General features: G+C 60.6%; 22 protein-coding genes. 10 read left to right on the forward strand and 12 right to left on the reverse strand.

What is annotated here, in order from left to right; translation table 11 throughout:
- Window positions 1-399: 399 nt before the first annotated feature.
- Window positions 400-900: a DoxX family protein gene (locus tag BM438_RS39850; protein ID WP_093646089.1), complete on the forward strand. Its 501-nt coding sequence runs from the start codon at window positions 400-402 to the stop codon at window positions 898-900.
- 64 nt (window positions 901-964) lie between these two features.
- On the opposite strand, the gene BM438_RS39855 is transcribed toward BM438_RS39850, so the two are convergent.
- A complete protein-coding gene (locus tag BM438_RS39855; protein WP_208620753.1) occupies window positions 965-1,876 on the reverse strand; it encodes an AraC family transcriptional regulator in 912 nt (303 codons plus the stop codon).
- A 154-nt stretch (window positions 1,877-2,030) separates the two neighbouring features.
- On the opposite strand from BM438_RS39855, the gene BM438_RS39860 reads away from it, so the two are divergent.
- Window positions 2,031-2,864: an oxidoreductase gene (locus tag BM438_RS39860; RefSeq protein ID WP_093646093.1), complete on the forward strand. Its 834-nt coding sequence runs from the start codon at window positions 2,031-2,033 to the stop codon at window positions 2,862-2,864.
- Window positions 2,865-2,921: 57 nt separating this feature from the next.
- Here the strand turns inward: BM438_RS39860 and BM438_RS39865 are convergent, their stop codons facing one another.
- Window positions 2,922-3,380, reverse strand: a complete 459-nt coding sequence (locus tag BM438_RS39865) for a cupin domain-containing protein (RefSeq protein WP_093646096.1) — start codon at window positions 3,378-3,380, stop codon at window positions 2,922-2,924.
- A gap of 209 nt (window positions 3,381-3,589) precedes the next feature.
- Between BM438_RS39865 and BM438_RS39870 the strand changes: the two genes are divergently transcribed.
- The 3 genes from BM438_RS39870 (at window position 3,590) to BM438_RS39880 (ending at window position 5,729) form a co-directional block, all read left to right on the forward strand.
- On the forward strand, window positions 3,590-4,462 hold the full coding sequence (locus BM438_RS39870) for an AraC family transcriptional regulator (protein ID WP_093646098.1): 873 nt from the start codon (window positions 3,590-3,592) through the stop codon (window positions 4,460-4,462).
- Window positions 4,463-4,572: 110 nt separating this feature from the next.
- Window positions 4,573-5,031: an NUDIX domain-containing protein gene (locus BM438_RS39875; RefSeq protein WP_093646100.1), complete on the forward strand. Its 459-nt coding sequence runs from the start codon at window positions 4,573-4,575 to the stop codon at window positions 5,029-5,031.
- Window positions 5,032-5,072: 41 nt separating this feature from the next.
- The gene (locus BM438_RS39880; protein ID WP_208620754.1) at window positions 5,073-5,729 is read left to right on the forward strand and encodes a GNAT family N-acetyltransferase; all 657 of its coding nucleotides are present in this window, start codon (window positions 5,073-5,075) and stop codon (window positions 5,727-5,729) included.
- Between the two features lie 323 nt (window positions 5,730-6,052).
- Here BM438_RS39880 and BM438_RS39885 read toward each other — a convergent pair whose 3' ends face one another.
- Together BM438_RS39885 and BM438_RS39890 are read right to left on the reverse strand one after the other, a co-directional pair.
- Window positions 6,053-6,718: a c-type cytochrome gene (locus BM438_RS39885; RefSeq protein ID WP_143131837.1), complete on the reverse strand. Its 666-nt coding sequence runs from the start codon at window positions 6,716-6,718 to the stop codon at window positions 6,053-6,055.
- 145 nt (window positions 6,719-6,863) lie between these two features.
- Window positions 6,864-7,646 carry an alpha/beta hydrolase gene (locus BM438_RS39890; RefSeq protein ID WP_093646103.1) on the reverse strand — a complete coding sequence of 261 codons (783 nt, stop codon included), beginning with the start codon at window positions 7,644-7,646 and terminating at the stop codon, window positions 6,864-6,866.
- A gap of 438 nt (window positions 7,647-8,084) precedes the next feature.
- On the opposite strand from BM438_RS39890, the gene BM438_RS39895 reads away from it, so the two are divergent.
- Window positions 8,085-9,251 carry a porin gene (locus BM438_RS39895; RefSeq protein WP_093646106.1) on the forward strand — a complete coding sequence of 389 codons (1,167 nt, stop codon included), beginning with the start codon at window positions 8,085-8,087 and terminating at the stop codon, window positions 9,249-9,251.
- An 88-nt stretch (window positions 9,252-9,339) separates the two neighbouring features.
- Here the strand turns inward: BM438_RS39895 and BM438_RS39900 are convergent, their stop codons facing one another.
- The gene (locus BM438_RS39900; RefSeq protein ID WP_093646108.1) at window positions 9,340-9,891 is read right to left on the reverse strand and encodes a DinB family protein; all 552 of its coding nucleotides are present in this window, start codon (window positions 9,889-9,891) and stop codon (window positions 9,340-9,342) included.
- Window positions 9,892-9,906: 15 nt separating this feature from the next.
- Complete coding sequence (locus BM438_RS39905) at window positions 9,907-10,689, reverse strand: GntR family transcriptional regulator (RefSeq protein WP_200653325.1); 783 nt, start codon at window positions 10,687-10,689, stop codon at window positions 9,907-9,909.
- Window positions 10,690-10,801: 112 nt separating this feature from the next.
- Here BM438_RS39905 and BM438_RS39910 point away from each other — a divergent pair, with 112 nt between their 5' ends.
- From BM438_RS39910 to BM438_RS39920, 3 genes are all read left to right on the forward strand, one after another.
- Entirely contained in the window at window positions 10,802-11,533 is a 732-nt protein-coding gene (locus BM438_RS39910) for an enoyl-CoA hydratase/isomerase family protein (protein WP_093646112.1), read from the forward strand.
- A 146-nt stretch (window positions 11,534-11,679) separates the two neighbouring features.
- Complete coding sequence (locus tag BM438_RS39915; RefSeq protein ID WP_093646114.1) at window positions 11,680-13,095, forward strand: MFS transporter; 1,416 nt, start codon at window positions 11,680-11,682, stop codon at window positions 13,093-13,095.
- Between the two features lie 20 nt (window positions 13,096-13,115).
- Window positions 13,116-14,627 carry an aldehyde dehydrogenase gene (locus BM438_RS39920; protein WP_093646116.1) on the forward strand — a complete coding sequence of 504 codons (1,512 nt, stop codon included), beginning with the start codon at window positions 13,116-13,118 and terminating at the stop codon, window positions 14,625-14,627.
- A gap of 164 nt (window positions 14,628-14,791) precedes the next feature.
- Here the strand turns inward: BM438_RS39920 and BM438_RS39925 are convergent, their stop codons facing one another.
- Window positions 14,792-15,733 (reverse strand): substrate-binding domain-containing protein, encoded by a 942-nt coding sequence (locus tag BM438_RS39925; RefSeq protein ID WP_093646119.1) that lies wholly within the window; start codon window positions 15,731-15,733, stop codon window positions 14,792-14,794.
- Window positions 15,734-16,211: 478 nt separating this feature from the next.
- Between BM438_RS39925 and BM438_RS39930 the strand changes: the two genes are divergently transcribed.
- Window positions 16,212-16,520, forward strand: a complete 309-nt coding sequence (locus BM438_RS39930; protein WP_093646121.1) for a hypothetical protein — start codon at window positions 16,212-16,214, stop codon at window positions 16,518-16,520.
- Window positions 16,521-16,656: 136 nt separating this feature from the next.
- Here BM438_RS39930 and BM438_RS39935 read toward each other — a convergent pair whose 3' ends face one another.
- From BM438_RS39935 to BM438_RS39955, 5 genes are read right to left on the reverse strand one after another with little or no spacing between them, the layout of a single operon-like run.
- A complete protein-coding gene (locus tag BM438_RS39935) occupies window positions 16,657-17,484 on the reverse strand; it encodes an ABC transporter permease (RefSeq protein ID WP_093646123.1) in 828 nt (275 codons plus the stop codon).
- A 38-nt stretch (window positions 17,485-17,522) separates the two neighbouring features.
- The gene (locus tag BM438_RS39940) at window positions 17,523-18,776 is read right to left on the reverse strand and encodes an ABC transporter permease (RefSeq protein WP_093646125.1); all 1,254 of its coding nucleotides are present in this window, start codon (window positions 18,774-18,776) and stop codon (window positions 17,523-17,525) included.
- A 37-nt stretch (window positions 18,777-18,813) separates the two neighbouring features.
- A complete protein-coding gene (locus tag BM438_RS39945) occupies window positions 18,814-19,860 on the reverse strand; it encodes an ABC transporter substrate-binding protein (RefSeq protein ID WP_093646128.1) in 1,047 nt (348 codons plus the stop codon).
- A 1-nt stretch (window position 19,861) separates the two neighbouring features.
- Window positions 19,862-21,043, reverse strand: a complete 1,182-nt coding sequence (locus BM438_RS39950; protein WP_093646203.1) for an ABC transporter ATP-binding protein — start codon at window positions 21,041-21,043, stop codon at window positions 19,862-19,864.
- A 32-nt stretch (window positions 21,044-21,075) separates the two neighbouring features.
- Window positions 21,076-22,242: an SRPBCC family protein gene (locus BM438_RS39955; RefSeq protein WP_093646130.1), complete on the reverse strand. Its 1,167-nt coding sequence runs from the start codon at window positions 22,240-22,242 to the stop codon at window positions 21,076-21,078.
- Window positions 22,243-22,292: the final 50 nt, after the last annotated feature.

Here is a 22,292-nt window from a genome sequence, read left to right on the forward strand (position 1 = left end):
ATTGACTGCGAGAGCGCAACGCGGCTATATAGTCGCCGAATCAGATTTTTTGCACATCAAATCTACGTTCCGCGTTTCCACACAGCCTCGGTCGAACTGAGCCGCTCATCGTCCGGCTGAGTTCGGTCCTGAGCGGCTCCTCGTCGCCGGTTCGCAAACGTCCACTCGCCGCGCAAAGCTGGCCCTCAGTTCAACAAAGAGGATCGGCATGCCCTCCCTGAGCCGGCTGTTACCAGCAGGCGGCCGGCAACAGCGAACGCAGGCGCGTGCCAAGAAAAAATATTCAGCCTCACTGTAACCGCGCATCCATCCCTGACGAACTACAAAGAGAGCGGGCGATGCATACCCCACCTGCATCGCCCGTTGTTCTTTGCTAACGTTTATCAGGAGGCCTTGCGCATGAACACTGTCCGCTACCTGCTTCGTTTCACCGATCCCACCTGGCTGACGGACCGCTGGAGCCTCGCGCGATGGGCACCCTTGCCATTGCGGCTGATCGTCGGTTCCGGGTTCATGGCGCACGGCTACTCAAAAATCGTCAAGCATCCGGATGCATTTGCTGGAATTTTGCGCGCGCTCGGTGTGCCGGCACCACACTTCATGGCGTGGGCGACCATCGCAATCGAACTGGTCGGGGGTCTCGCGGTCATTGCCGGCGCATTCGTGCCGCTCGTCAGTCTGCCAATGATCGCGGTACTGATGGTTGCGACGCTGACTGTGCATCTTCCATACGGGTTCTTGTCGATCAAGCTGATGGCTGTCACGTCAGCCGGCCCGCAGTTCGGTCCGCCGGGCTACGAGACCGATCTGCTTTATCTTGCGTGCCTTGCCGCGCTAATGATGGGGGGATCGGGACCGTTCTCCGTCGATGGCTGGCTTAGTCGCGGCAGGCGGCAATAGGAAGGGCGATGGAATTTGAGGGCGGCATTGCGGACCAGGTACCTGATCTTCGTCGTTATGCGCGCTAGTGCGACGAAACATACATCGCATCATCGAACGCAGCCGGAACGGCGAAACTCTCACGCATACGCTTCGCCTCCGCCGCTGGCGTCAAGCCAAAAAGCCGCTTGAACTCTCTGCTGAACTGGGACGCGCTCGTGTAACCCACTGCGTGGCTCGCGCCCTCCGCAGTCAAATCCTCACGGACCATCAACAGGCGGGCCTGATGCAAACGCGTTGACTTCACGTACTGCATCGGCGAAACGTGCGTGATCGTCTTGAAGTGGCTGTGGAAACTCGGAAGGCTCATTCCCGCTTCCTCTGCCAACTGCATCACGTCCAGCGGCTGCGCGTAGCCGGCATGGATGAGGCGCAGTGATCTGCCTATCCGGCCGAACTGCCCTTTCATCGCCAAAGCCTCGCGCATCGAGCTTCCCTGCTTTCCGGTGAGCACACGGAAATAGATTTCGCGCAGCAGGCCCGGACCCAATACAGTGGCTTCGAGCGGCCGATGCATCGCCTCCAGGAAGCGCAACACGGACGCCTGCATTGCGTCATCCATCGGCGTCGACATCATGCTCTGAGGCGCCTGCACGTGTTCCGTTGCGCCTTCACGATCGATCTGTACGGCGAGTTCAGCGGCCAATGGGAAATCGAGGTGCAGATACAGCGCGAGCAACGGGCGCTCCGGGCTTGCCTCGGTTTCCATGCTGAACGGTACGGGCACCGACACGGCCAGGTAGTGACGCTCGTCGTACAGATAGAGCTGGTCGCCAAAATAACCTCGCTTGCGGCCCTGACAAACGATCACGATGCCGGGGTCGTAGAGAACCGGCGTGCGTGACAGAGGCCGGTTTGAACGCAAGATCCGCACGCTCGGCAGCGCTGTGAGGTTGTAGCCCTCCTGCGGTGCCAACGCGCGAAGCAACGCAATCATGCGTTTCTGGGTTCCCGAGGAAAGATCCGGATTGTGCGTGGAGGTCCGCTTCATACTCATAGTTTTAGGCAAGAAAAATAGCGGAATATGGCTTAGCCAGCCTCGTCCCTCAGACTAGTATGCATTCTCCAGACACCATTTGGGAGAAGCTTCAATGGCATCCAGCAAAATTCTGCTCATCACCGGCGTCAGCAGTGGCTTCGGCCGTGCACTCGCGGGAGAGGCGTTAGCGGCGGGACACAAAGTCGTCGGTACGGTGAGAAGCGCGGAAGCAAAGCGTGATTTCGAATCTCTGTCCGCGACAGCTGCTTTTGGACGTGTACTTGACGTGACCGACTTCGATGCCATCGACGGCATCGTGGCGGAAATTGAGGCGACCGTCGGACCCGTGGACGTTCTGGTCAACAACGCCGGCTACGGACACGAAGGCGTCATGGAAGAATCGCCCTTATCGGAGATGCGCAGACAGTTCGATGTGAACGTGTTTGGCGCTGTCGCCATGATGAAAGCCGTGCTGCCCTTCATGCGCGAGCGCAGACGTGGCCACATTCTGAATATCACGTCGATGGGCGGCCATATCACCATGCCCGGAATCACCTACTACTGCGGAAGCAAATTCGCTTTGGAGGGCATTTCTGAGGCGCTTGGCAAAGAGGTCAAGTCTTTCGGCATCGCCGTAACAGCCGTCGCGCCAGGCTCGTTCCGCACCGACTGGGCGGGTCGCTCGATGACGCGAACGCCCCGTTCGATCGCGGACTACGACTCGATCTTTGAGCCCATCCGCAAAGCGCGCGAAGAGAAGAGCGGCAAGCAATTGGGGGATCCCCAAAAGGCGGCACGCGCGATGCTGGCAGCAATCGCCGCGGACCACCCTCCCACGCATCTTTTGCTCGGTAGCGATGCACTCGGACTCGTGAGGGACAAGTTGTCCGCGTTGGGAAATGAGATCCGTGACTGGGAGTCTGTCACGGTCTCAACTGATGGCTGAAGACCGCAGGCGCCAGGAGGACATGAGCGCCTGCATCTGCACGCTGGGGCGCCGTGCTCAGCGCTCGAGCAGATCCTGCGGCTCGATGCCCGCCTCGCTGCAGTAGCGTTGATAGTCGGCAAGGCGATCGGCGGTTGTGATGCGGAGTTTGACCTCGCCATTGTGGCCAAGATACTCGACAGTGCCCATCACCACCACCATCACGACCAGTGGTTTGTCACCGACCGCCTCCCACCAGTCGACGTTGCCGGTAGACTCATGCACGTAGTCACCGGGTTCGACAATTTCGCCAGTACAGAGGCGACGCTGCCCTTCAAGGTTGAAAGCGTGCACTTCACCGGTATGACGGTGCAGGCCGAGCTTGATACCAGGTTCCAGACGCATCAGTTCCACCCAGCCGCGGCCATCTTTCAGGAAACGCAGCGGCCGCGACCACTTGCCCGGACCTTCGGGGATCCACAACCCGTCTGCGGACAAGGGGCTGGCACGGGTGACCGTATGTCGTTCATTGATCATGCGATGGCTCCGAATAGATTGTGATGTCGTTGTTCGCGCGGCGTTGTTCGGTTAGCTACGCACCGAGGTGCGTAGAAAAGTCTATCACCCGTGACAGGCAGGCATCTCCGCGAGTTTCCGTAGTCCGGAGATTGAGCAAGAACGGCTAGGCGCGATGTTCCGACCATGAGCGACCATAACGCCAGTCGCACAATCCAGATATCCAGACCATGCGAGCTCATGTTGACGCCACTCATGCTTACACGAAGCGCTTCAATGCCGTACTCGCGTACATCGAAACGAACCTCGATGGCGACCTGTCAGTGGAAGCGCTAAGTCGCATTGCGAACTTCTCGAAGTTCCATTTTCATCGGCAGTTTGCCGCCTATGTGGGGGTGCCGGTCGCACGCTACGTGCAACTGATGCGCTTGCGTCGGGCTGCCCACCGCCTGGCTTCGCGTGAGTTCTGCTCGGTGCTCGACGCCGCGTTCGACGCGGGCTTCGACAGTCCCGAAGCCTTCAGTCGTGCATTCAAGCGCGCATTCGGCACGGCGCCGAGTTCGTTTCGGCAGCATCCGAACTGGCAGATCTGGAGTGCGACTTTTGTCGTCCCCTATCTTTCAAGGAAACTCACCATGCAAGTACAAATTGTCGATTTTTCTGAAACCCGTGTCGCCGCGCTTGAACACTGCGGACCGCCTGGGCTTGTCAACGAGAGCGTGCGCAAGTTCACCGACTGGCGCAAGCAAAGTGGGCAATCTCCGGTTGCGTCGAGCAGAAATTTTGGTATCCCGCGCAATAACCCGGACACGACACCGGCCGATGCATTTCGTTTCGATATCTGCGGAGAAATCGACGAGCCGGTCGCGTCGAACGCCTACGGTATCCGCGAACTCGTCATTCCGGGCGGCCGATGTGCCGTGGTTCGGCATACCGGATCGACCGACCACGTCGGCGAGACTATCTATCCGATCTATCGCGACTGGCTTCCTGCAAGCGGAGAGGAACTTCGGGACCATCCCTTGTTCTTTCACTATCTGAGCATTTTTCCGGAAACGCCGCAGGATCAGTGGCAAACCGACATCTACATTCCCCTCGTGTGACCGGGTGATCTGCGACAGCGACCTTACGGTCGCTGGACCGCTGATCAGAAGTTGGCGACAATGCGACATCCATCGACTTCTACTACCTCAGGTAACGGGTGCGACCGGCTATGCTTATCGACTCTCTCTGGCGCATCGCACTTCGCATCGCATACCCGCTCGCTCGCGCCTGGTGGCACCTTCGGCGGCCTCACCATGAGGGCGCGCTAGTCGCAATCTACGTCGGGCAGTCGCTGTTGCTTGTGAAGTCATCGTACCGGGCCGAGTGGAATTTTCCCGGCGGCAGTGTCCATCCCGGTGAGACGCCTGATGCCGCGGCGCAGCGCGAGATGGAAGAGGAGATTGGTCTGCCGTCGTACACACTACTCCCCGCAGGCAGCGTCTATGGCACCTGGGACGGGCGAAGAGACCGCGTGCATTTCTTTGAACTGCACCTCGATTGCATACCCGAGCTGCGGCTTGATAATCGTGAGATTATCGCCACGCATCTGGCATCGCCTGAGGAATTGCACAGCATCGCGCTGACAGGGGCGGTCATTGCGTATCTCCGCAAAGATTTCTGCAGTTAGTTGGCACCTCTCCTTTCGGGACATCTTGGCTCGAAAACGCTGTGCACACCGTGCTTGACCAACACACACATACGCTCATGTCTTTGCCAAGCCCGACACTGCATACCCCTCGCCTGCTATTGCGCCCTTTCACGGAGGCCGATACGGACTCCATCTACGCACTGCAGAGCAATCTGCGCGTGCTGCGCTACTGGGACGCACCGCCCTGGAAGGAGCACGCGCAAGCAGAGCGCTTCATCGCGGTTTGCAGGCAGATTGAGCAGGAAGGCACCGGCGCGCGGCTGGCCATCGAGCGTGCCGTCGACGGTGTATTCATCGGCTGGTGCTGTTTGATGAAATGGGATCCAAACAACCGCAGCGCGAAGATGGGCTACTGCTTCGATGAAACGGCATGGGGCCAAGGCTTCGCCACCGAAGCCGCAAGCGCTTTGTTGCAGTGGGCCTTCGACACGCTGGACCTGAACCGTGTTCAGGCCGAAACCGACACGCGCAACACGGCGTCGGGCCACGTGCTGGAGAAGCTCCAGTTTGTCCGCGAAGGCACACTGCGAGAAGATTGCATTGTGGACGGCGAGGTATCGGATTCCCGCGTGTATGGGCTTCTCAGGCGGGAATGGAAGCCGTTGCAGTCAGGATCGGCGACAGGCCGAAACGGGCTCCCCTGCCCCCATCCGCACGCGTCGCCACCGACGAGATAGCCAACGCGGTCGGTGCCTTCCTATCCGGGTGGACAGGTCATCGGCTTAACGTGCAAGCTTTGGCAAGGATAGGATTCAGGTAGCTGCGGGTTCTGCGCGGCACTCAAATTTGAGCCGTCGCTGCTCACGGTGCAGCCGGCAAGCATCATTAGCAGACCGGATACCACGGCGACATTACGCCACACGGTAAATTGCATATGTATTCGACACAACGGGAATGGGTTGCGGTACGGGAAACCCGTCGCAAACGCTGTTAGGCATGGAGTTGCAACGCCAATCAACACCGTGTTGACGCGTAGATCACGCATTGCCGGTCGTCAAGGTCAAGGTCCGATCACCGAAAGGTAAGCCGCAGCCGCTTCGATCTGTGCGTCGTTCAGCGTGGCCGCGACGGCTGTCATTGTTCCCGGCGCCGGCGTTTTCCCCTTCGCGCGCGCCTGAAATTCGTGTAGCCGGGCAACGACAAACGCCGCCGGTTCGCCCGCAATGCCAGGAAAGCGCGCGCCGTTGCCTTTGCCGCCGGCCGCGTGGCAGCTGAAACAGGCGGGAATGCCGGATCCCGCACCCATCTCGGCGAGCTGCTTGCCGGCCAGCACTAGGCTTTGTTGCGGCGGCGCACCTTCGGCAAGCGGCGGGTGCTGCTTCGAGAAAAAATTTGCGAGCTCGCGTATCTCGCTATCGGAAAGAGTGAGTGCAACCGTCTGCATGACAGCGCTTGCGCGCGTACCCGCCTTGAACATTGACAATGCGTGCGCGAGATAATCCGGATCTTTGCCGGCGAGCCGCGGCCCACCGGTTACAGTGCCGGCGCCCAATGCGCCGTGGCACGCGACACAGGTTGCGATGGACGGAGCCTCCGTCCCATTGGCAGTGCCATGCACACTCACTGCGGATTGTGCATGACAGGTACTCGCGAAACCGACGAGCGCCGCAACCGAAAGCGGACGCAAGCCGGCGCGCAACATGTTGACAGAACGTGGACCGATCATCGTGATTTTCCCGCTATGCTTTGAACAAGCGTCCCGTGAACGACGCGATGGGACGATTCTGCCGGGATGATTCTGACCGGCGAGCGTCAAGCGGATTACGGATCTGTTATCTAGGGCGATGACCGGCCTGTCTGCAAGCGTCGCCTTACTTCTGCTCGCCGGTCGCTTCGAGGATCAGATTTGCCACTTCAGTCGGATGCGACAGCAGCGACACGTGGCTCGACTTAAGCTCGATCGTATGCGCGTGCATGCGGTTCGCCATGAAGCGCTCCAGATCGGTGTTGATGGTCCGATCTTCAGTCGACACCGCATACCAGGTCGGCTTGTCGTGCCATGCAGCGACGGTCGTCTTCGCCATCGTGATCGCCTTGCCAATCGGCTGCTGAACCGCATAATACTTCTCTGCTTCAGCCCTCGGCAGATCGCCGGCAAAGTCTTTCAAAAATGCCTGCTCGGATAGCTGGCCGTAGCCGTCGGCCGACCACTGAAGCCCCGCCGATGCGGGCGCGGCCGGAAATTTCTTCGTCAGTGCCGGATAGTCCTCGCCGGCATCCGGCGCACGCGCGGCAATGTACACGAGACCGGCCACCTTCGGATCATCGCCAGCCTGGCTGATCACCATCCCGCCGTACGAGTGCGCGACTAGCAGCGTCGGGCCATCCTGTTGCGCAAGTGCGCGCTTGACCGCGTCCACGTCCGCGTCGAGCGAAGTCGTCGGATTCTGCACCGCCGTCACGTGCAGGCCCTTTACCTGCAGTAGCGGAATCACTTTCCCCCAGCTCGAACCATCTGCAAACAGCCCGTGAACCAGCACGACGTTCTTGATCGGTGCGGACGAAGCAGCGGTGCTGTCCTGCGCGAATGACGTCGTTGCACTCAGCAGCGCGGCGCAGGCGAAACCGGCCAGGACAAACGAATTCAACTTCATGAGACTTCTCCGAGGTATGTGAAGGATGAGATTCGCGAATTTCGCTCAGCCGCAATGGCGAGTCGAAAGACGAGCCATACCCAGTCAATCATCCCGTCGATGCGTACGACTGCAAGCGGGCGCTGGATTCTGGTGTACGAAGGTGCAAACACAGTCCCTGCACAAACATTCCGTTCGCTGCAAAGTTTTTTATGAGTCGACGTCTGCAAGGAGCCATGCATCTGGACAAGCACGAACGGCTGATGCAGGTCGAGCTGGGAAGCTGACTTCCTGATCGAACCGTCACGGACTCGTTTTCTGAAAAGTCTGCGGAATAAATTGGGCCGGCGCTCGTTTCGTCCATTGCCTTTGATTTTTCTTTCTTCCGCTTCGGCATTGTCGGACCTGCTTGCGCTCTCCACGCGCTGCGGGCGACGCCGGCATCCTGCGAGTTCGTTAATGAAAAAAGTCCTGGTGACGTGTGCTTTTGTTGTATCTGTCCCTGCCGCGCATGCGCAAAGCAGCATTACGTTGTACGGCATCATTGATGAGGGCTTCGAAGCAATCAGCAACGCGCCTGTTGCCGGCAGCAAAGGCGGCGGCAGGCTGTTTCGGCTCGATGCCAACAACGGTCTGAATGGGTCCCGTTGGGGACTCAAAGGATCCGAAGATCTCGGCGGCGGCCTCAAAGCAATCTTCACGCTCGAGAGCGGCTTTGAACTCAACACCGGAAATCTCGCGCAAGGAGGCGATGAATTTGGCCGACAGGCCTTTGTCGGTTTGTCGAGCGACCGGTATGGCACCGTGACGCTCGGGCGGCAATATGATCCCGTCATCGACTACGTCGGAATATACGAGTTCGGCGATTCAAATCTTGGCTCGGATCACGCCGCACATCCCGGTGACCTCGACAATTTCAACTTCACACGTCGCCAGAACAATTCGATCAAGTATCAAAGCCCCGACTACGGCGGTTTAAGATTCGAAAGTCTCTATAGCTTCGGCGGCGTGCCAGGCTCGCTTGCAACCAACCAGGCCTACTCTTTCGGAGCCCATTTCATGAGGGGTCCGCTCGGCATGTCCGTGGCATATTCACACGTCAACAATCCGGCGGCGTCCTTGTTCGGGAGCAACCCAACCGATACAGCGACGTCGAACGGGCTAACCGCGAGCCCGATCTACAGCGGCTATGCATCGGCAAGAACGTACCAGGTCGTAGCGGCAGGCGGTTCATATACGTTCGGACACGTCGTCGTGGGCGCGACCTATTCGAACATTCGCTATTCGAACATTGCCGCGCTGAGCGAAAGCAGTGCGGATTTCAACGACGCGGAAGTCAGCCTGCAGTATCTGATTGCCCCGGATTGGTCGGTTGGAGCGGCCTACAACTTCCTGAAGGGGAACGCAGTGACTGAAACCATTGGGGGCGCCAAATACAATCAGCTCTCCGCCGGTGTGAATCACAAGCTGTCCAAGCGCACCGATGTCTATATTTCAGGCGCATGGCAGACGGTGAGCGGAGACGACTCGACCGGGCATGCGGCGGTCGCGAACATCGCCGATTTGTCGCCTTCTTCGAATCGTCATCAAGCGGTCGCTCGTGTCGGAATCCGGCATCAGTTCTAGTCTTACTGTGTCAACCCAAGCACACCCTCCCCTGCGCACGCACGCTTTTACAAGCGTGCGTCCGGTCAATTTGCCAGGCCACCTCGTACTACGCGTTCACCTGATCGTGTGACGCGGGGGAAGGGGGCGAGAAACTGGACTCCGGATGGGCCGTAAGAAAAACAGGCAGATCGGTAGCGGGCGGTTTGGCGGGAACGTCGAAGAACATTTCGCAAACCCACCCGCGATGATACGAAGCGTGATTCACGAGATGCATGAACATCGCGCCGCGCGACATTGCCGAACGCTCGCCTGATATGAACGCGAACGACAGCACTTCAGCCAGCGACGCGTCGGTCTGTTCATCCGCCCAGCGTTCGAACCACGCGTTCATGTCCTGTTGCGCGCGACGCAGGTCGCGCAGATCGGCATGCACGACCACGTTGCGCGCCGTGAAGCCGTGCTCCTTGCGTTCGAGGTGCGCCTTCCAGATCAGATCGACCACGTAAATGTGATTCAGCGTGCCGATCATCGACTTGAACAATGTCTGCCGCGTTTTGACGGCTTCATCCGGCGGCAGTGCTTCGATGCAATCGAATAGCACATTGTCGGCCCAGGTTTTATAGCGCGAAAGAATGCGGGTGGTTTGCGTATTAAGCATGACTCGTTTCCTTGACTATTCGCTCGCGTCGTTCAGCACGTCCAGCGCCGCACGACACGCGCCGGCCAGCTGTTCGCGCATCAACTCCTGCACGTTCGACGAGCGGTTAACAATGGCATCGCGAATTTTGACCGATTGACTGAACGACGCCTGCATACGGCCGCCACGCGCCATCGCAATGCGCCGCAAGCGGCGCACAGGTCCGATCAATCCTGCGTGACTGTCCTGCAGCGTGCGGTTGTCGGCGATCGTCATCACGATTGTGTAGAAGCGGTCTAGCGCTTCGACGTAACCCACCGGATCGCCGGCATCGACGCTCATTCGCATCGCCTCGATCACGTCGTCGAGTTGCGCGGTGCCGAGCGTCGTGATGCGCTCCAACGCGAGTTGTACGGCAAGACATTCGAGCGCCGCGCGCACCGTGTAAATCTCCTCGACGTCACGCAGCGTCACGGCACGCACGTACGCGCCGACACGCGGCAGCACCGTCACCAGTCCCTCGCGTTCGAGTTGCGCGAACGCCTCGCGCATCGGCGTGCGGCTTACGTTCAACTGCTTCGCGACCTGCACTTCTGAAAGACGGCTGCCCGGCGCAAGCACGCCCTCGATGATCGCCTCGCGCAACGCGGGCACCACGACGCCTTCGCTCAATGAGTCACTAGTTGCATCGACGGTGCGCATGCGCGAGTGATATTTGCTCGCGATCTTGTCAAGCGAATGTGCGCCTGCGTGTGCCCCTTTCGCCTGCTTCGGTGCGGCGGCTTCGGCGGTTTTCATTGCAGTTTTACTGGAAGGCATTGACACCTCGTGATCATGTGAATACGCTGTATACAGATTATACACCCGCAATGACTTGCACGACACAGGCGTAAGCGCTGAAGCGTCCACGCCGGTCGATACAGGAGAAGCTATGGATCGCAGTTCATTCCCGCAGCCGGTTTTGATCGAGCGAACGGGCGACGTGCTGAGTTTTACGCTGAATCGCCCGGACGCAGGTAACGAGGTTTCCGGCCTGATGTTCGAGGCAATGACGGCGGCGTTACGCAGCGAAGCCGCTGAGCCGAGCGCGCGTGTGCTGCGCATCCGCGGGACCGGCAACGTGTTTTGCACCGGACGCGAGCGCGCCGGGCGCGATGCCGTGTCGATCCGTTCGGAGGTCGCGCGGCTGATCGAACTGAAGCGCCTCGTGCGCGGCACGTCGATGATTTCGATAGCGGAAGTGGATGGCGATGCGCACGGCTTCGGCTTCGGACTCGCGATTCTGTGCGACTTCACGCTCGTGTCGTCAAGCGCGACGCTCGCGTTTCCCGAGATGCGCAAGGGCTTGCCGCCCGCCGCGATCATGGCCTATGTGGGCCGCTACGCCTTGCCGAAGACGCTGTTTCCGATGGTGTTGTTCGGCGACACGTTGACGCCCGCCGCCGCGTTGCAGGCGGGGCTGATCACGCAGGTCTGCGAGCCTGCTGCGCTGCGCAGCGACGCCGACGCCCTCACCGATCGCATCCTCGCGCTCGACGACGCGGGCGTGCGCCAGTGCAAGGCGTTCTTTCAGGCGGCGGAAGAAAGCCCGATCGAACAGAACTTCCGCAGCGCGACCGACATGCTGACCGTCACGAGCCTGCGACTGATGCACGGCCGCTGAGCGCGAGCTCACCCAGCGAAGTCCGTACATGGCGCGCGCGGACTTGTCCTGGGAAAGCTCGCGTTTCTTCAGCACGCCGGCAGCATGCATCTTGCATGGGACAAGAGTAAGTGCCAAAGCGCTAACTCGGTCGACAGGAGACAGACATGAACGTCAACGCAGGGCCACGGCTCGACCGTTTGCCGATGTCGGGATTTCATCGGCGCATCATGTGGTTGATTGGCATCGGCATGTTCTTCGACGGCTTCGACATCTACGTCGCGTCGACCGTGCTCGGTGCAACGCTCAAAACCGGCTTCTCGACACTCGGCCAGAGTGCGCTGTTCGTGTCGCTAACCTTTCTAGGCATGATGCTTGGTTCGCTTGGCACCGGTTTTCTCGGCGACCGCTTCGGCCGCCGTTTCACGTATCAGGCAAATCTTGCGGTGTTCGGACTCGCGTCGCTCGGTGCGGCCCTCGCGCCGAACATGAGCGTGCTGATCGCGTGCCGCTTCGTGATGGGCCTCGGACTCGGCGCGGAAAATGTCGTCGGCTATTCGACATTGACCGAATTCGTGCCGCCACAAAAACGCGGCAAGCTGCAAGGACTGATGGCCGTGTTCGTCGTGTCCGGATTGCCGGTCGCCGGGCTGATCGGTTTGCTGCTGATCCCCACGTTCGGCTGGCGCGCGATGTTTGTGCTCGGCGGCTTCGGCGCGCTAGGTGTCTGGTATGCGCGCAAGTCGCTGCCCGAGTCGCCGCGCTGGCTCGACTCCGTCGGCCGTCATGAGGAAGCCGACGCGATCCTGAATCGCATCGAAGGCGAAGTCATGGAAGCGCGCGGCGGCAAGTCGCTGCCGCCGCCTGCTGTCGCGAAGACCCCGGGGCAAGCGGCAACCTTGCTATCGTTTGGATCGCTTTTCAGCGGCACGATGCTGCAACGGATGATCGTGGGCTGCGTCACCCTCGTCGTCATCAATACGCTGCTGTACGGCTTCGTCACCTGGTTGCCGACCTTTTTCGTGCATCAGGGCTTCAGCATCGCGAAGTCGTTCGGCTTCGCGCTCGTCATGTCGCTCGGCGCGCCAATCGGCTCCGCAATCGGCGCATTGACGGCGGACTCGTGGGGCCGCAAACCGACCATCATCGGCGCGTCGTTCGCGGCAATCGTGTTCGGCGCGATCTATCCGTTCGTCTCGGATCCGCTACTGCTGCCCCTTGTCGGCCTGTTACTGACCATTCCGATCTACGTGCTGGTCGCGCTGCTGTTCGCGATTTACGTACCCGAACTCTTTCCGACCGAAGTCCGGCTGCGCGCATCGGGCATCTGCAACACGCTGGGTCGCGGCGCAACTATCGTCACGCCGTTTATCGTCGTCGCACTGTATGCGCAGCACGGCATTGTCGGTGTGCTGGCATTGATGATCGGCCTGCTCGTCATTCAGATCGTCGTGGTTGCGTGGCTCGGCGTCGAGCCGACCGGCCAGCGTCTCGAAGACCTACAGCCCACCGACCTGCAGGCAAGCGATGCGATGCGCACCGACGCGCCGGGCGCCGACGCGCATGCATCGTCTCTCAAGTGAACCACCTGGAATTGATCTCTATGGACACAGTGAACCAGACACATCTCGATGCACAGCTTTTCATCGACGGCGCATGGACAGACGCCGACACCGGCCGCACGCTCGACATCGTTAATCCAGCGACGGGTGAAGTGATCGGCGCGCTCGCGGCCGCGTCGCAACAGGACGTGGACCGCGCGGTGCGCGCGGGCCATCGCGCGTTCGAAAGCGGCGCGTGGCGCGACATGCCGATCCAGCAACGCGCGCGTGTGCTAAACCGCTTCGCCGATCTGTTCGAAGCGGACCTCGAACAGTTTTACAAACTCGAAACGCTGAACAACGGCCGGCCGATCTCGGAGACGCGCGCGCAGATTTCGCGTCTGCCGCAGTTCTACCGCTACTTCGCGGCGCTTGCGCTGACGCGCCGCAGCGACGTGATTCCGATCGAAGGGCCGTACCTGTGCTACACGCAGCGCGTGGCGCTCGGCGTCGTCGCGTTGATGACGTCGTTCAATCATCCGCTGATGATTCTGTCGAAGAGTCTTGCGCCCGCGCTCGCTACGGGTAACAGCGTCGTCATCAAGGCATCCGAGCAGACACCGCTGACCACGGTGCGCCTTGTGCGCCTGCTGGATGAAGCGGGCGTGCCGAAGGGCGTCGTCAACGTCGTGAACGGCGAAGGACGCGAGGCAGGCGCGGCGCTCGCGCAGCATCCGCTGATCCGCAAGGTCGTGTTCACGGGTGGCACGGAAGTCGGCCGCTCGATTGGCGAAGCGGCGGCACGCACCTTCGCGTTGACGACGCTCGAACTCGGCGGCAAGGGCGCGGTGATGCTGTTCGACGATTTCGACATGGAGCGCGCGGTCAACGGCGCAGCGTTCGCCGCCTTCATCGGTGCGGGGCAGACCTGTGTGTGCGGCGCGCGGATTCTGGTGCAGAAGTCGATCTATGCGGAGTTTCTCGAACGTTTCCGCGCGAAGGCCGCGGGCATTCGCGTGGGCGATCCGGCCGACGTGAAGACCCAACTCGGGCCGGTGATTTCGGACCGCTCGCGCCAACGCATTCTCGCGATGCTAGAGCGCGCGGAGGCGGCGGGCGCGAAGGTGCTGACGGGCGGCGGCGTACCGTCCAACCTGAAGCAGGGCTTTTTCATCGAGCCGACCGTGCTGTATGACGTCGATCCGTGCTCGGAGATCGGTCAGGATGAAGTGTTCGGACCCGTCACCGTCGTGATGCCCTTCGACGACGAGGCGGACGCGATCCGCATCGCCAACGACACGCAGTTCGGCCTCGCCGCTTCCGTGTGGACGCAGGACGTCGCGCGCGCGCATCGCGTTGCGAGCAAACTCGAATTCGGCATGGTCTGGGTCAACGATCACCACCGGCTCGACCCGGCCTCGCCGTGGGGCGGTTTCAAGAACAGCGGCGTGGGGCGAGAGACGGGCGTCGAATCGTTCGATCAGTTCAGCGAGCCACGCGCGGTGACGATCAATGTAAGCGGCAAAACCGTCGACTGGTATGCGGACGATGGTGAGCTGAAACGTCTTAATTGATTCTTCCGAAATGACGCAAGAGGCTAGTGTGGGCGACCGGATTGTGCGAAGCGGTTCCTCGCGGGTCACGTAGCATGCATCGCGCAATGCCGAACCACGCCGTCGCCGCACTGTATGTCATCAATACAGTGAAATACCGGTCTAGGAAGCCCTATCGCGCGCCGCTATCGCCTGTAGTTGGCTAACACGGCGCGTATCGCCGGGTCATTCAAGTTTTCGCGTGTCACCGTCACCACGTCGACAAATATCTTGGGACGAGGCGGCTGGCCCTGCAAGGCAGCGACCAGCGTCTCGACCGACCGATAACCCATACGGTAAGAATCTTGCACAACGTCCGCGTGTATCACGCCGTGCTCAAGCGCATGCAGAAATTCCGGGCGCCAATCGAACACAACCAGACGAGGACGAGTACTCACGGGCATCTCTTCGACGACGTGCAAGGCCCCATAGGCTATCGTCTCGTTCGGAGCGAAGACCGCGTCGAGGTGCCCTACGTCACCGGACAGTGACTTGCGCACCTGTGCTTCCGTCTCACGAAACTGATACCCGACGTAAGGGGCGATGACCACACGCCACCCCATTTCACGCGCGACAGCCAAAAACCCCTCTTCTCGCGCGGTTGTCGAACTGATATTCGGCGCGAGTCTTAGCACTGCAATTCTGGCGCCCTTGTGCAGAACGGGTACCAGACTCAGGGCCGCCGTTCTACCTGCTGCGAAATTGTCAGTGCTGACTGTGGAAATCGCGTTGTAGTCCGTGCTGCTCCGGTCGACGAATACCGTAGGAACGGCGATCGGAATCGGCGTCGCTACGTCTTGCAGTGGTTCGGGCGCCAACACGATACCCGCTACGCCGCTCTTCACCAGGTAGTCGATCATTCTCAACTGGATATTGGGTTCTGCGCCGAGTGACATTCCGTCGGAGGGACTGCGCATTAGCAGTTCGACATGAAGATCGTCAGCGGCACGATGCATACCCCTGCTCATCGGCCCCCAGAAATCCAGGCCCGAGCCGGCGAGCACCACACCGATCTGGGTGGCAGACGCCGCCTGCACTGCCCCCACCAATACAGTAACCACTATAAGAAGTGAAAGCGTTCTGCGCATTGAGTATTGCCGTCGTACCGAATATGGGTTTTGCTGTGTACGCAACGCGGCCCAAAAGGGCCGCAACTGATTTAGCCCGTGTCATCGCGGAATAACCCGGATGACTTGTCCCAGGCATTGGGAAATTAATTGCACCCGAAGGAAGTGTCAATGCATTTCGGATATCAATCCCTCCGCCTCCAGCTTGCCTCGGCGACCTGAAAGGCCCGTGGTCATTCCCTTAGCGGATTAGGGGTAACCCCAAAAACCGAAATACATCCTTGCGAACAATGCGCTTAATTATCAGCGACCGCTTTCCTAAACTTTGTTTTACCTGCTATGGCCCTAGGCGGCGATCTGTGGTTTGCGTCATGTTATTACCGTGAAAGGTCGCGTGAGTTTATTTGATCGCCACGAGCCAGGCGTGCAACGACGCTACGGAAAAATATGAATGAGTCGTTTGCGTCGAAATTCCAGTCAAAACAAGGAGGAACCGGTCATGAAGAAGACAACCAGTACATTAATCGCGGCCATCGCCGCACTCACGCTGTCGGGTGGCGCTTATGCACAGGCCAACAACACGCTGGCAACCCCGAGTGTAGTGTCGCCGGCCGCCGTGCCGCCAGCTAATACAACGAGCGGTTACGGCACGCCTGGCGCCCCCAATTCGGACAGCGGCATGAGCGCCGCGTCGCCGAACTCAGGCATGCCGAATAGCACGAGCAATAGCTCGACGTCCCTCACCAACCTTCCCGGGAGTCACAACACGCTGGCGACTCCGAGCGTAACGTCGCCGGCCGGCCAGTAGTTCGAGTCCCTCGTTCGCCACCCATCATAAGAAAGACCGCTGTCCGTAAGGGCAGCGGTCTTTTGTTTTTCTCCCCGCCCGCTCCCTGCCCTCATCCTGGCAGCGGTCGGGAATGGCCCTGGGTAGCCTCGATGCGTCAGATAAGAGCGTTGCTGGCGGCGGCTGCGCGACCGCGCAGCCAGTTAATGCTCGCAAAGAGCAGCACGGCGAATACGATCAGCATCGTCGCCACGGCGAGGATCGAAGGGTCGATCGAGTCGCGAATACCGCTCCACATCTGTCGCGGCACGGTTGTTTGATCCGGGCCGCCGATAAACAGAATCACGATGACTTCGTCGAACGAGGTCGCGAAAGCGAAGACGCTGCCCGTCGCAACCGCCGGCGTAATGAGCGGTAAGGTCACGCGCCTGAACGTGACCCAGGGCGTCGCGCCGAGCCCGGAAGCCGCGCGCAACAGACTCTGATCGAACGAAAGCAGTGAGGCCGTCACGGTGATCACGACGAATGGCGTGCCGAGCGCCGCATGCGCCAGCACCACGCCGGGATACGAGTTCACAAGACCAAGCGGCGCGAAGATCAGATAGAAGCCCGCGGCGACGACGACAATCGGCACGATCATCGGCGAGATGATGATCGGCATGATCAGCGAACGCAGCGGAAACTGCGCGCGCGAAATGCCCAGCGCGGCGAGTGTGCCGAGACACGTGGCGATCAGCGTCGACGCAGCGCCGATGCCGATGCTGTTCAGGAGCGATCGCTGCCAGGCCGCGCTCGTGAGCGCCTGCTCATACCAGCGCAGCGAAAAGCCCTGCAACGGGTAAGAGAAATACGAGCCCGAATTGAACGAGAGCGGGATGATCGCGAGAATCGGCGCAATCAGGAAGAATAGGACAAGCGCTGTATGCAGCCGCACCCAGCGCGCGGCGACGCGTTCCGTCAGCACCGTGTTGCGTTTATCTGGCATATCGCTCCTTCATCGTATCCGCGTGTGTCAACCGGGTCTCAACCGAAGCGCAAACGGTCGATGCCGACAATGCGGTTGAACAGGAAATAGAAGATCGCCGTGAAGATCACGAGATAGGCTGAGAGCGCACCGGCGAGGCCCCAATTGAGTTGCGTGTTGGTCTGGATTGCGATGAGCTGACTGATCATCTCGTCGCCTGCACCGCCGAGCAGCGCGGGCGTGATGTAGTAGCCCAGCGCGAGCACGAACACGAGGAAGCAGCCCGCCCCCACGCCCGGCAGCGTCTGCGGCATGTAGATCCGCACGAACGCAACGAACGGGTGCGCCCCAAGCGATTGCGCGGCCCGCACATACACGGGCGATACGCTCTTCATCACCGAGTAAATCGCGAGAATCATGTAGGGCAAAAGTACGTGCGTCATACCGATGAGCACACCCGCGCGATTGAAGATGAGCGGCAGTGGATGGGTAGTGAGACCAAGGCCCATCAGCAGGCTGTTGATTACGCCACCAGGTTGCAGCAAAACGTACCACGCAGTTGTGCGCACGAGCACCGAGGTCCAGAACGGCACGATCACAAAGAGCATCAGGCGGTTACTGCTTTTTGCGGGCAAATTCGCGAGCAGCCATGCGACCGGATAGCCGAGCACAAGGCACAGTAGCGTGACCGTGGCGCTGATCGAAATCGTGCGCACGAACGCCTGCCGATAGATCGAAGCGTTGTCCGGCACGAACGCGACCGAACCTTGCGGCGTCACTTGCGCATCGACGGCCGCAAGCAGAAAGTCCGGCGTCGGCGACGTGGCGGCGCGCTTCAGCAAGCGCCAGATTTCCGGCGAATTCCAGCGTGCGTCGAGTTCGACGAGCGCCGGTTTCCACGCGGGCGGCGCATCGGGGGGCAACTGGCGCGCGGTGCGCATCAACAGGCTACGAAACTCGGCCTGATCGAAGTTCAGCCGCCGCGCGACAGTCCCGAGCTGCCCGCTTTGCTGCGCCTCTTTGAGCCCCGCAGCGAGCAGAGCGAACATCCGCTCGTCCGGCACGCCCTGCCCGTCCCATGCATTGAGCGCGCGTGTGAGCGCGGGCATGCTGTCGGGCACTTCATGGTTCTCCACGCTGCGCGCGAGCAGGAGCGCAATCGGAGCGATGAACGTCGAAAGCAGAAACACGATCAGCGGCAGCGCGAGCAAAAGCGCTTGCACCGACGCACGGCGGCGCGCATTTTGAAACGAGGCGCGGCCGTCGGCTCTCGTCGGAGAGCCCGGGGCCGTGGCTCGGGCCGAAGCGGGCATGTGGGTAGTCACGTTGGGCTCTCGTTGGACGATCGTGTTACTGCGTCAGCCACACCTGGAAACGCTTATTGATCTGGTCCGCGTTGTCGGCCCAGAAGTTCGCGTTGATCTGCAAGGCGCGCTTGAAGTTCTCGGGGGCAGTCGGCAGATCGGCGAGGCGTTGCTTGTCGACCAGCGCGATTGCATCCTTGCGCGGCGGCGCATACGCGATGTACTTCGACAGATCCGCATACGCCTTCGGCTGCGAAGCGGAGACGATGAATTTCGCCGCGGCGTCGGCGTGCTTCGCACCCGTCGGAACGGCCCACCAGTCGAAGTCATAAACCTGCGCGTCCCAAACAGTCTTGAACGGCTTGTTGTCCTTCTTCGCGGCGTCGGAAATGCGGCCGTTGTAGGCCTGCGTCATCACGACCGCGCCGTCTGCGAGCAACTGCGGCGCCTGGGCACCCGACTCCCACCACACGATGTTTTGTTTGATCGTGTCGAGCTTTTTGAACGCGCGATCCACGCCGGCGGGCGTAGCGAGCACCTTGTAGACATCCTTCGGGTCGACGCCGTCCGCAATCAACGCCCATTCCATCGTTACCTTCGGCGACTTGCGCAGGCCGCGCTTACCGGGGAATTTCTGCAGATCGAAAAAGTCGTTGACGGTGGTCGGCGCGGTCTTGAGCTTGCTCGTGTCGTACGCGTAGACCGTGGACCAGACCATGCTTGCAACCGCGCAATCGCTGATCGTGCCGGGGATGAAGTCGCTCGTCTTGCCGAGCGTCTTCTTGTCGAACTTTTGCAGCAGGCCTTCGTCGCAGGCGGTGATCGCATCGTTCGTTTCGAGGTCGATCAGGTCCCACGTGGTGTTCTTCGCCTGCTCCATCGCGGAGAGCTTCGCGAGGCCGCCGTCATACGATTCGGTCGAGAAGCCAATGCCGGTGGCTTGCGTGAATGGTTCGAAATAGGCTTTCTTGGCAGCCGCTTCGTACGCGCCGCCGAAAGTCACGACGGAAAGCGTCTCCGCTGCCTGGACGGTTACGGTAGCGAATGCGAGTACGGCGAGTGCGGCGCTTTGTGCTTTGATGAGAGTGCGCATGTCAGTTGGCTCCTGCTGGTGCGGTCGTGATGATGGAAGGTGAGAGCGGTGTGGATGCGGGAATCACGGGCGCGCTGCGTGGCACGCTCATCGCGAGAATCTTGCAGTCGTCGTGGCGCCATGCGATATCGATCGCGCTGCCGGGCGAAGGCAGCGCATGGCGCTGCGTATTGGGCACTTTCACGACAAAGGAATCGCGTGAACCAAGCGCGAGGTGCACGCGATGATGATCGCCGCAATACACCAGTTCCTCGACGCGTGCGCGCACCACGTTGCTGTGTTCGTCGACGGGCGCGCCCTCGGCGCTCGGGATATGTGCGCGCTCGGGGCGCAGCGCGAGCATCGCTTCGTCGCCCGTGCTCAGGCCGGGTTCGCAACGGCCACGAATGACGCTGCCGTCCGAGAGCGCGAGCGTCGCCCACTCCTCGTTCGCATTGACGACGCGCCCGGTCAGCCCGTTGTTTTCGCCGACGAAGTTGGCGACGAAGGCGTTCTGCGCGTTCTCGTAGAGTTCGCTGGGCGTGGCGGCTTGCTGAATACGGCCATCGGAAAACACGGCGACGCGGTCCGACATGGTCAGCGCTTCGGCCTGATCGTGCGTCACGTAGACGATCGTAAGCGACAACTCGCGATGCAGGCGCATGATTTCGTACTGCATGGTTTCGCGCAGGCGCTTGTCAAGCGCGCCGAGCGGCTCGTCCATCAGCACGACGCTCGGCTCGAACACGAGCGCGCGAGCGAGGGCCACGCGCTGCTGCTGCCCGCCGGAGAGCTGCGCGGGACGCCGGTTCGCCAGATGCGGCAGTTCGACCATCTCGAGCGCGCGCTTCACGCGCGTCTTCTGCTCGGCGCGGCTGACGCGCCGCACAGAGAGTGGAAACGCGACATTCTCTGCAATCGTCAGATGCGGAAAGAGCGCGTAGTTCTGAAACACCATGCCGATGTCGCGCTGATGCGGAGGCTTGTCGTCGAGCCGCCGTCCGTCGAGACGTATCTCGCCGCGCGTGGGCGATTCGAATCCCGCAAGCATCATGAGCGTCGTCGTCTTGCCTGAACCGGACGGCCCCAGCAGCGACAGGAATTCTCCCTTGCTCACGTCGAGGTTCAAGTCATCGACGACGTATTGCGCGCCGTCATACGACTTGCTTACGCCCGAGAACGAAATGAAGGAAGGGTTTGACATCGTGATCGCGTCCTGTCGATGATGCGTCTTGATCAATGCGTTTTCTCGAACTGCATCGCGGCGATTTTGCTAGCGACATAGCGTGCGAAATCATAGTTGGGCCGTTCGAGATGGCTCAAGTGACCGGGCTTCGCGAGCGGTGCATGCACGCCGCGAAAGACAGCTTCCACGCCGCGTTTGTCTTCCGCGTTCACGTCGTCGAGCAGCTTCTTCAACGTCGTCATGTGCGCGTTGGCCTCGGTATCCGCGACGAACTCCGGCGCAAGCCCGCCGCCGAAGCGGATATGCACACGGTCAACGCCGTGAGGCTGCAGCACGAGATACCAGAAGTAACCCGGCGTGAGCGTGACGAGATGCGTCGGGTAGATCGCGAGCAGCGCTGTGGTCTTGCGCCAATGTCCCGTGAGGCGCGTATTGTCCGGATGCGCGTTGCCGATGGGCAAGGACGCTTCCTTCGTGATCCAGTGATAGTTAAAAGCTGGATAGCCCGGCGGGCATTCCATTTCATCGAGCCGCGAATGCGGTCCTACCGTCGCGCGATGCAGCATGGGCAGGTGATAGCTTTCCATGAAGTTTTCCGCGAGGATCTTCCAGTTCGTGTCCCACACGTGCTCTTCATAGAAAGTTTCGATGTAGTCCGACATGCCGTACGCACCGATGAGCTCGTTTAGTTTGGCGAGTTGCGCGTGAACGGGCGGCGCGTTTTCGTCGAGTGTCACGTAGATCCAGCCTTGCCATTCTTCGCAGCGCACGACGGGCAGCTTGTAGCTTTCCTTGCAGAAGCCCTCTTGCCGATCCATGAGCGGCGCGCCTTGCAGGGCGCCATCCAGCGAATAGTTCCAGGCGTGATAGGGGCAGACGATGCGGCGCACGTTGCCACGTCCTTCGAGCAGCACCGACATGCGATGCAGGCACACGTTCGACATCGCCTTGAGCTGCATCTGTTCGTCGCGCAGTACGACGATCGGTTGCGCTCCAAGTCGCGCCGTCATGTAATCGCCAGGCACCTTGAGCGCACTGGCGCGGCCGACGCATTGCCATTCGCGCTCGAAGATAGCGCGCTCTTCCAGCGTGAGGAATTCGGGCGACGTATAGACACCGGGCGGCATCGCATGCGCATCGCCGAATGACCGTTCGCAACCCGTCTGCAGTTCGTCGACCAGCGCTTGCACTGCGATCGTCCTTGCCGGGTTGGCCATGGTGTCCCCCTTGATTCTTCACGGTGAAAGCGCGGCAACGCAAGGCTTTA

This window comes from Paraburkholderia aspalathi (genome assembly GCF_900116445.1).
Taxonomy (GTDB): Bacteria; Pseudomonadota; Gammaproteobacteria; order Burkholderiales; family Burkholderiaceae; genus Paraburkholderia; species Paraburkholderia aspalathi.

Excerpts from the sequence above, each read along its gene's own strand:
- BM438_RS39850 (WP_093646089.1), top strand. The coding sequence starts at position 400 with ATGAACACTGTCCGCTACCTGCTTCGTTTCACCGATCCCACCTGGCTG.
- BM438_RS39855 (WP_208620753.1), bottom strand. The coding sequence starts at position 1,876 with ATGATTGCGTTGCTTCGCGCGTTGGCACCGCAGGAGGGCTACAACCTC.
- BM438_RS39860 (WP_093646093.1), top strand. The coding sequence starts at position 2,031 with ATGGCATCCAGCAAAATTCTGCTCATCACCGGCGTCAGCAGTGGCTTC.
- BM438_RS39865 (WP_093646096.1), bottom strand. The coding sequence starts at position 3,380 with ATGATCAATGAACGACATACGGTCACCCGTGCCAGCCCCTTGTCCGCA.
- BM438_RS39870 (WP_093646098.1), top strand. The coding sequence starts at position 3,590 with ATGCGAGCTCATGTTGACGCCACTCATGCTTACACGAAGCGCTTCAAT.
- BM438_RS39875 (WP_093646100.1), top strand. The coding sequence starts at position 4,573 with ATGCTTATCGACTCTCTCTGGCGCATCGCACTTCGCATCGCATACCCG.
- BM438_RS39885 (WP_143131837.1), bottom strand. The coding sequence starts at position 6,718 with ATGATCGGTCCACGTTCTGTCAACATGTTGCGCGCCGGCTTGCGTCCG.
- BM438_RS39890 (WP_093646103.1), bottom strand. The coding sequence starts at position 7,646 with ATGAAGTTGAATTCGTTTGTCCTGGCCGGTTTCGCCTGCGCCGCGCTG.
- BM438_RS39895 (WP_093646106.1), top strand. The coding sequence starts at position 8,085 with ATGAAAAAAGTCCTGGTGACGTGTGCTTTTGTTGTATCTGTCCCTGCC.
- BM438_RS39900 (WP_093646108.1), bottom strand. The coding sequence starts at position 9,891 with ATGCTTAATACGCAAACCACCCGCATTCTTTCGCGCTATAAAACCTGG.
- BM438_RS39905 (WP_200653325.1), bottom strand. The coding sequence starts at position 10,689 with ATGCCTTCCAGTAAAACTGCAATGAAAACCGCCGAAGCCGCCGCACCG.
- BM438_RS39910 (WP_093646112.1), top strand. The coding sequence starts at position 10,802 with ATGGATCGCAGTTCATTCCCGCAGCCGGTTTTGATCGAGCGAACGGGC.
- BM438_RS39915 (WP_093646114.1), top strand. The coding sequence starts at position 11,680 with ATGAACGTCAACGCAGGGCCACGGCTCGACCGTTTGCCGATGTCGGGA.
- BM438_RS39920 (WP_093646116.1), top strand. The coding sequence starts at position 13,116 with ATGGACACAGTGAACCAGACACATCTCGATGCACAGCTTTTCATCGAC.
- BM438_RS39925 (WP_093646119.1), bottom strand. The coding sequence starts at position 15,733 with ATGCGCAGAACGCTTTCACTTCTTATAGTGGTTACTGTATTGGTGGGG.
- BM438_RS39930 (WP_093646121.1), top strand. The coding sequence starts at position 16,212 with ATGAAGAAGACAACCAGTACATTAATCGCGGCCATCGCCGCACTCACG.
- BM438_RS39935 (WP_093646123.1), bottom strand. The coding sequence starts at position 17,484 with ATGCCAGATAAACGCAACACGGTGCTGACGGAACGCGTCGCCGCGCGC.
- BM438_RS39940 (WP_093646125.1), bottom strand. The coding sequence starts at position 18,776 with ATGCCCGCTTCGGCCCGAGCCACGGCCCCGGGCTCTCCGACGAGAGCC.
- BM438_RS39945 (WP_093646128.1), bottom strand. The coding sequence starts at position 19,860 with ATGCGCACTCTCATCAAAGCACAAAGCGCCGCACTCGCCGTACTCGCA.
- BM438_RS39950 (WP_093646203.1), bottom strand. The coding sequence starts at position 21,043 with ATGTCAAACCCTTCCTTCATTTCGTTCTCGGGCGTAAGCAAGTCGTAT.
- BM438_RS39955 (WP_093646130.1), bottom strand. The coding sequence starts at position 22,242 with ATGGCCAACCCGGCAAGGACGATCGCAGTGCAAGCGCTGGTCGACGAA.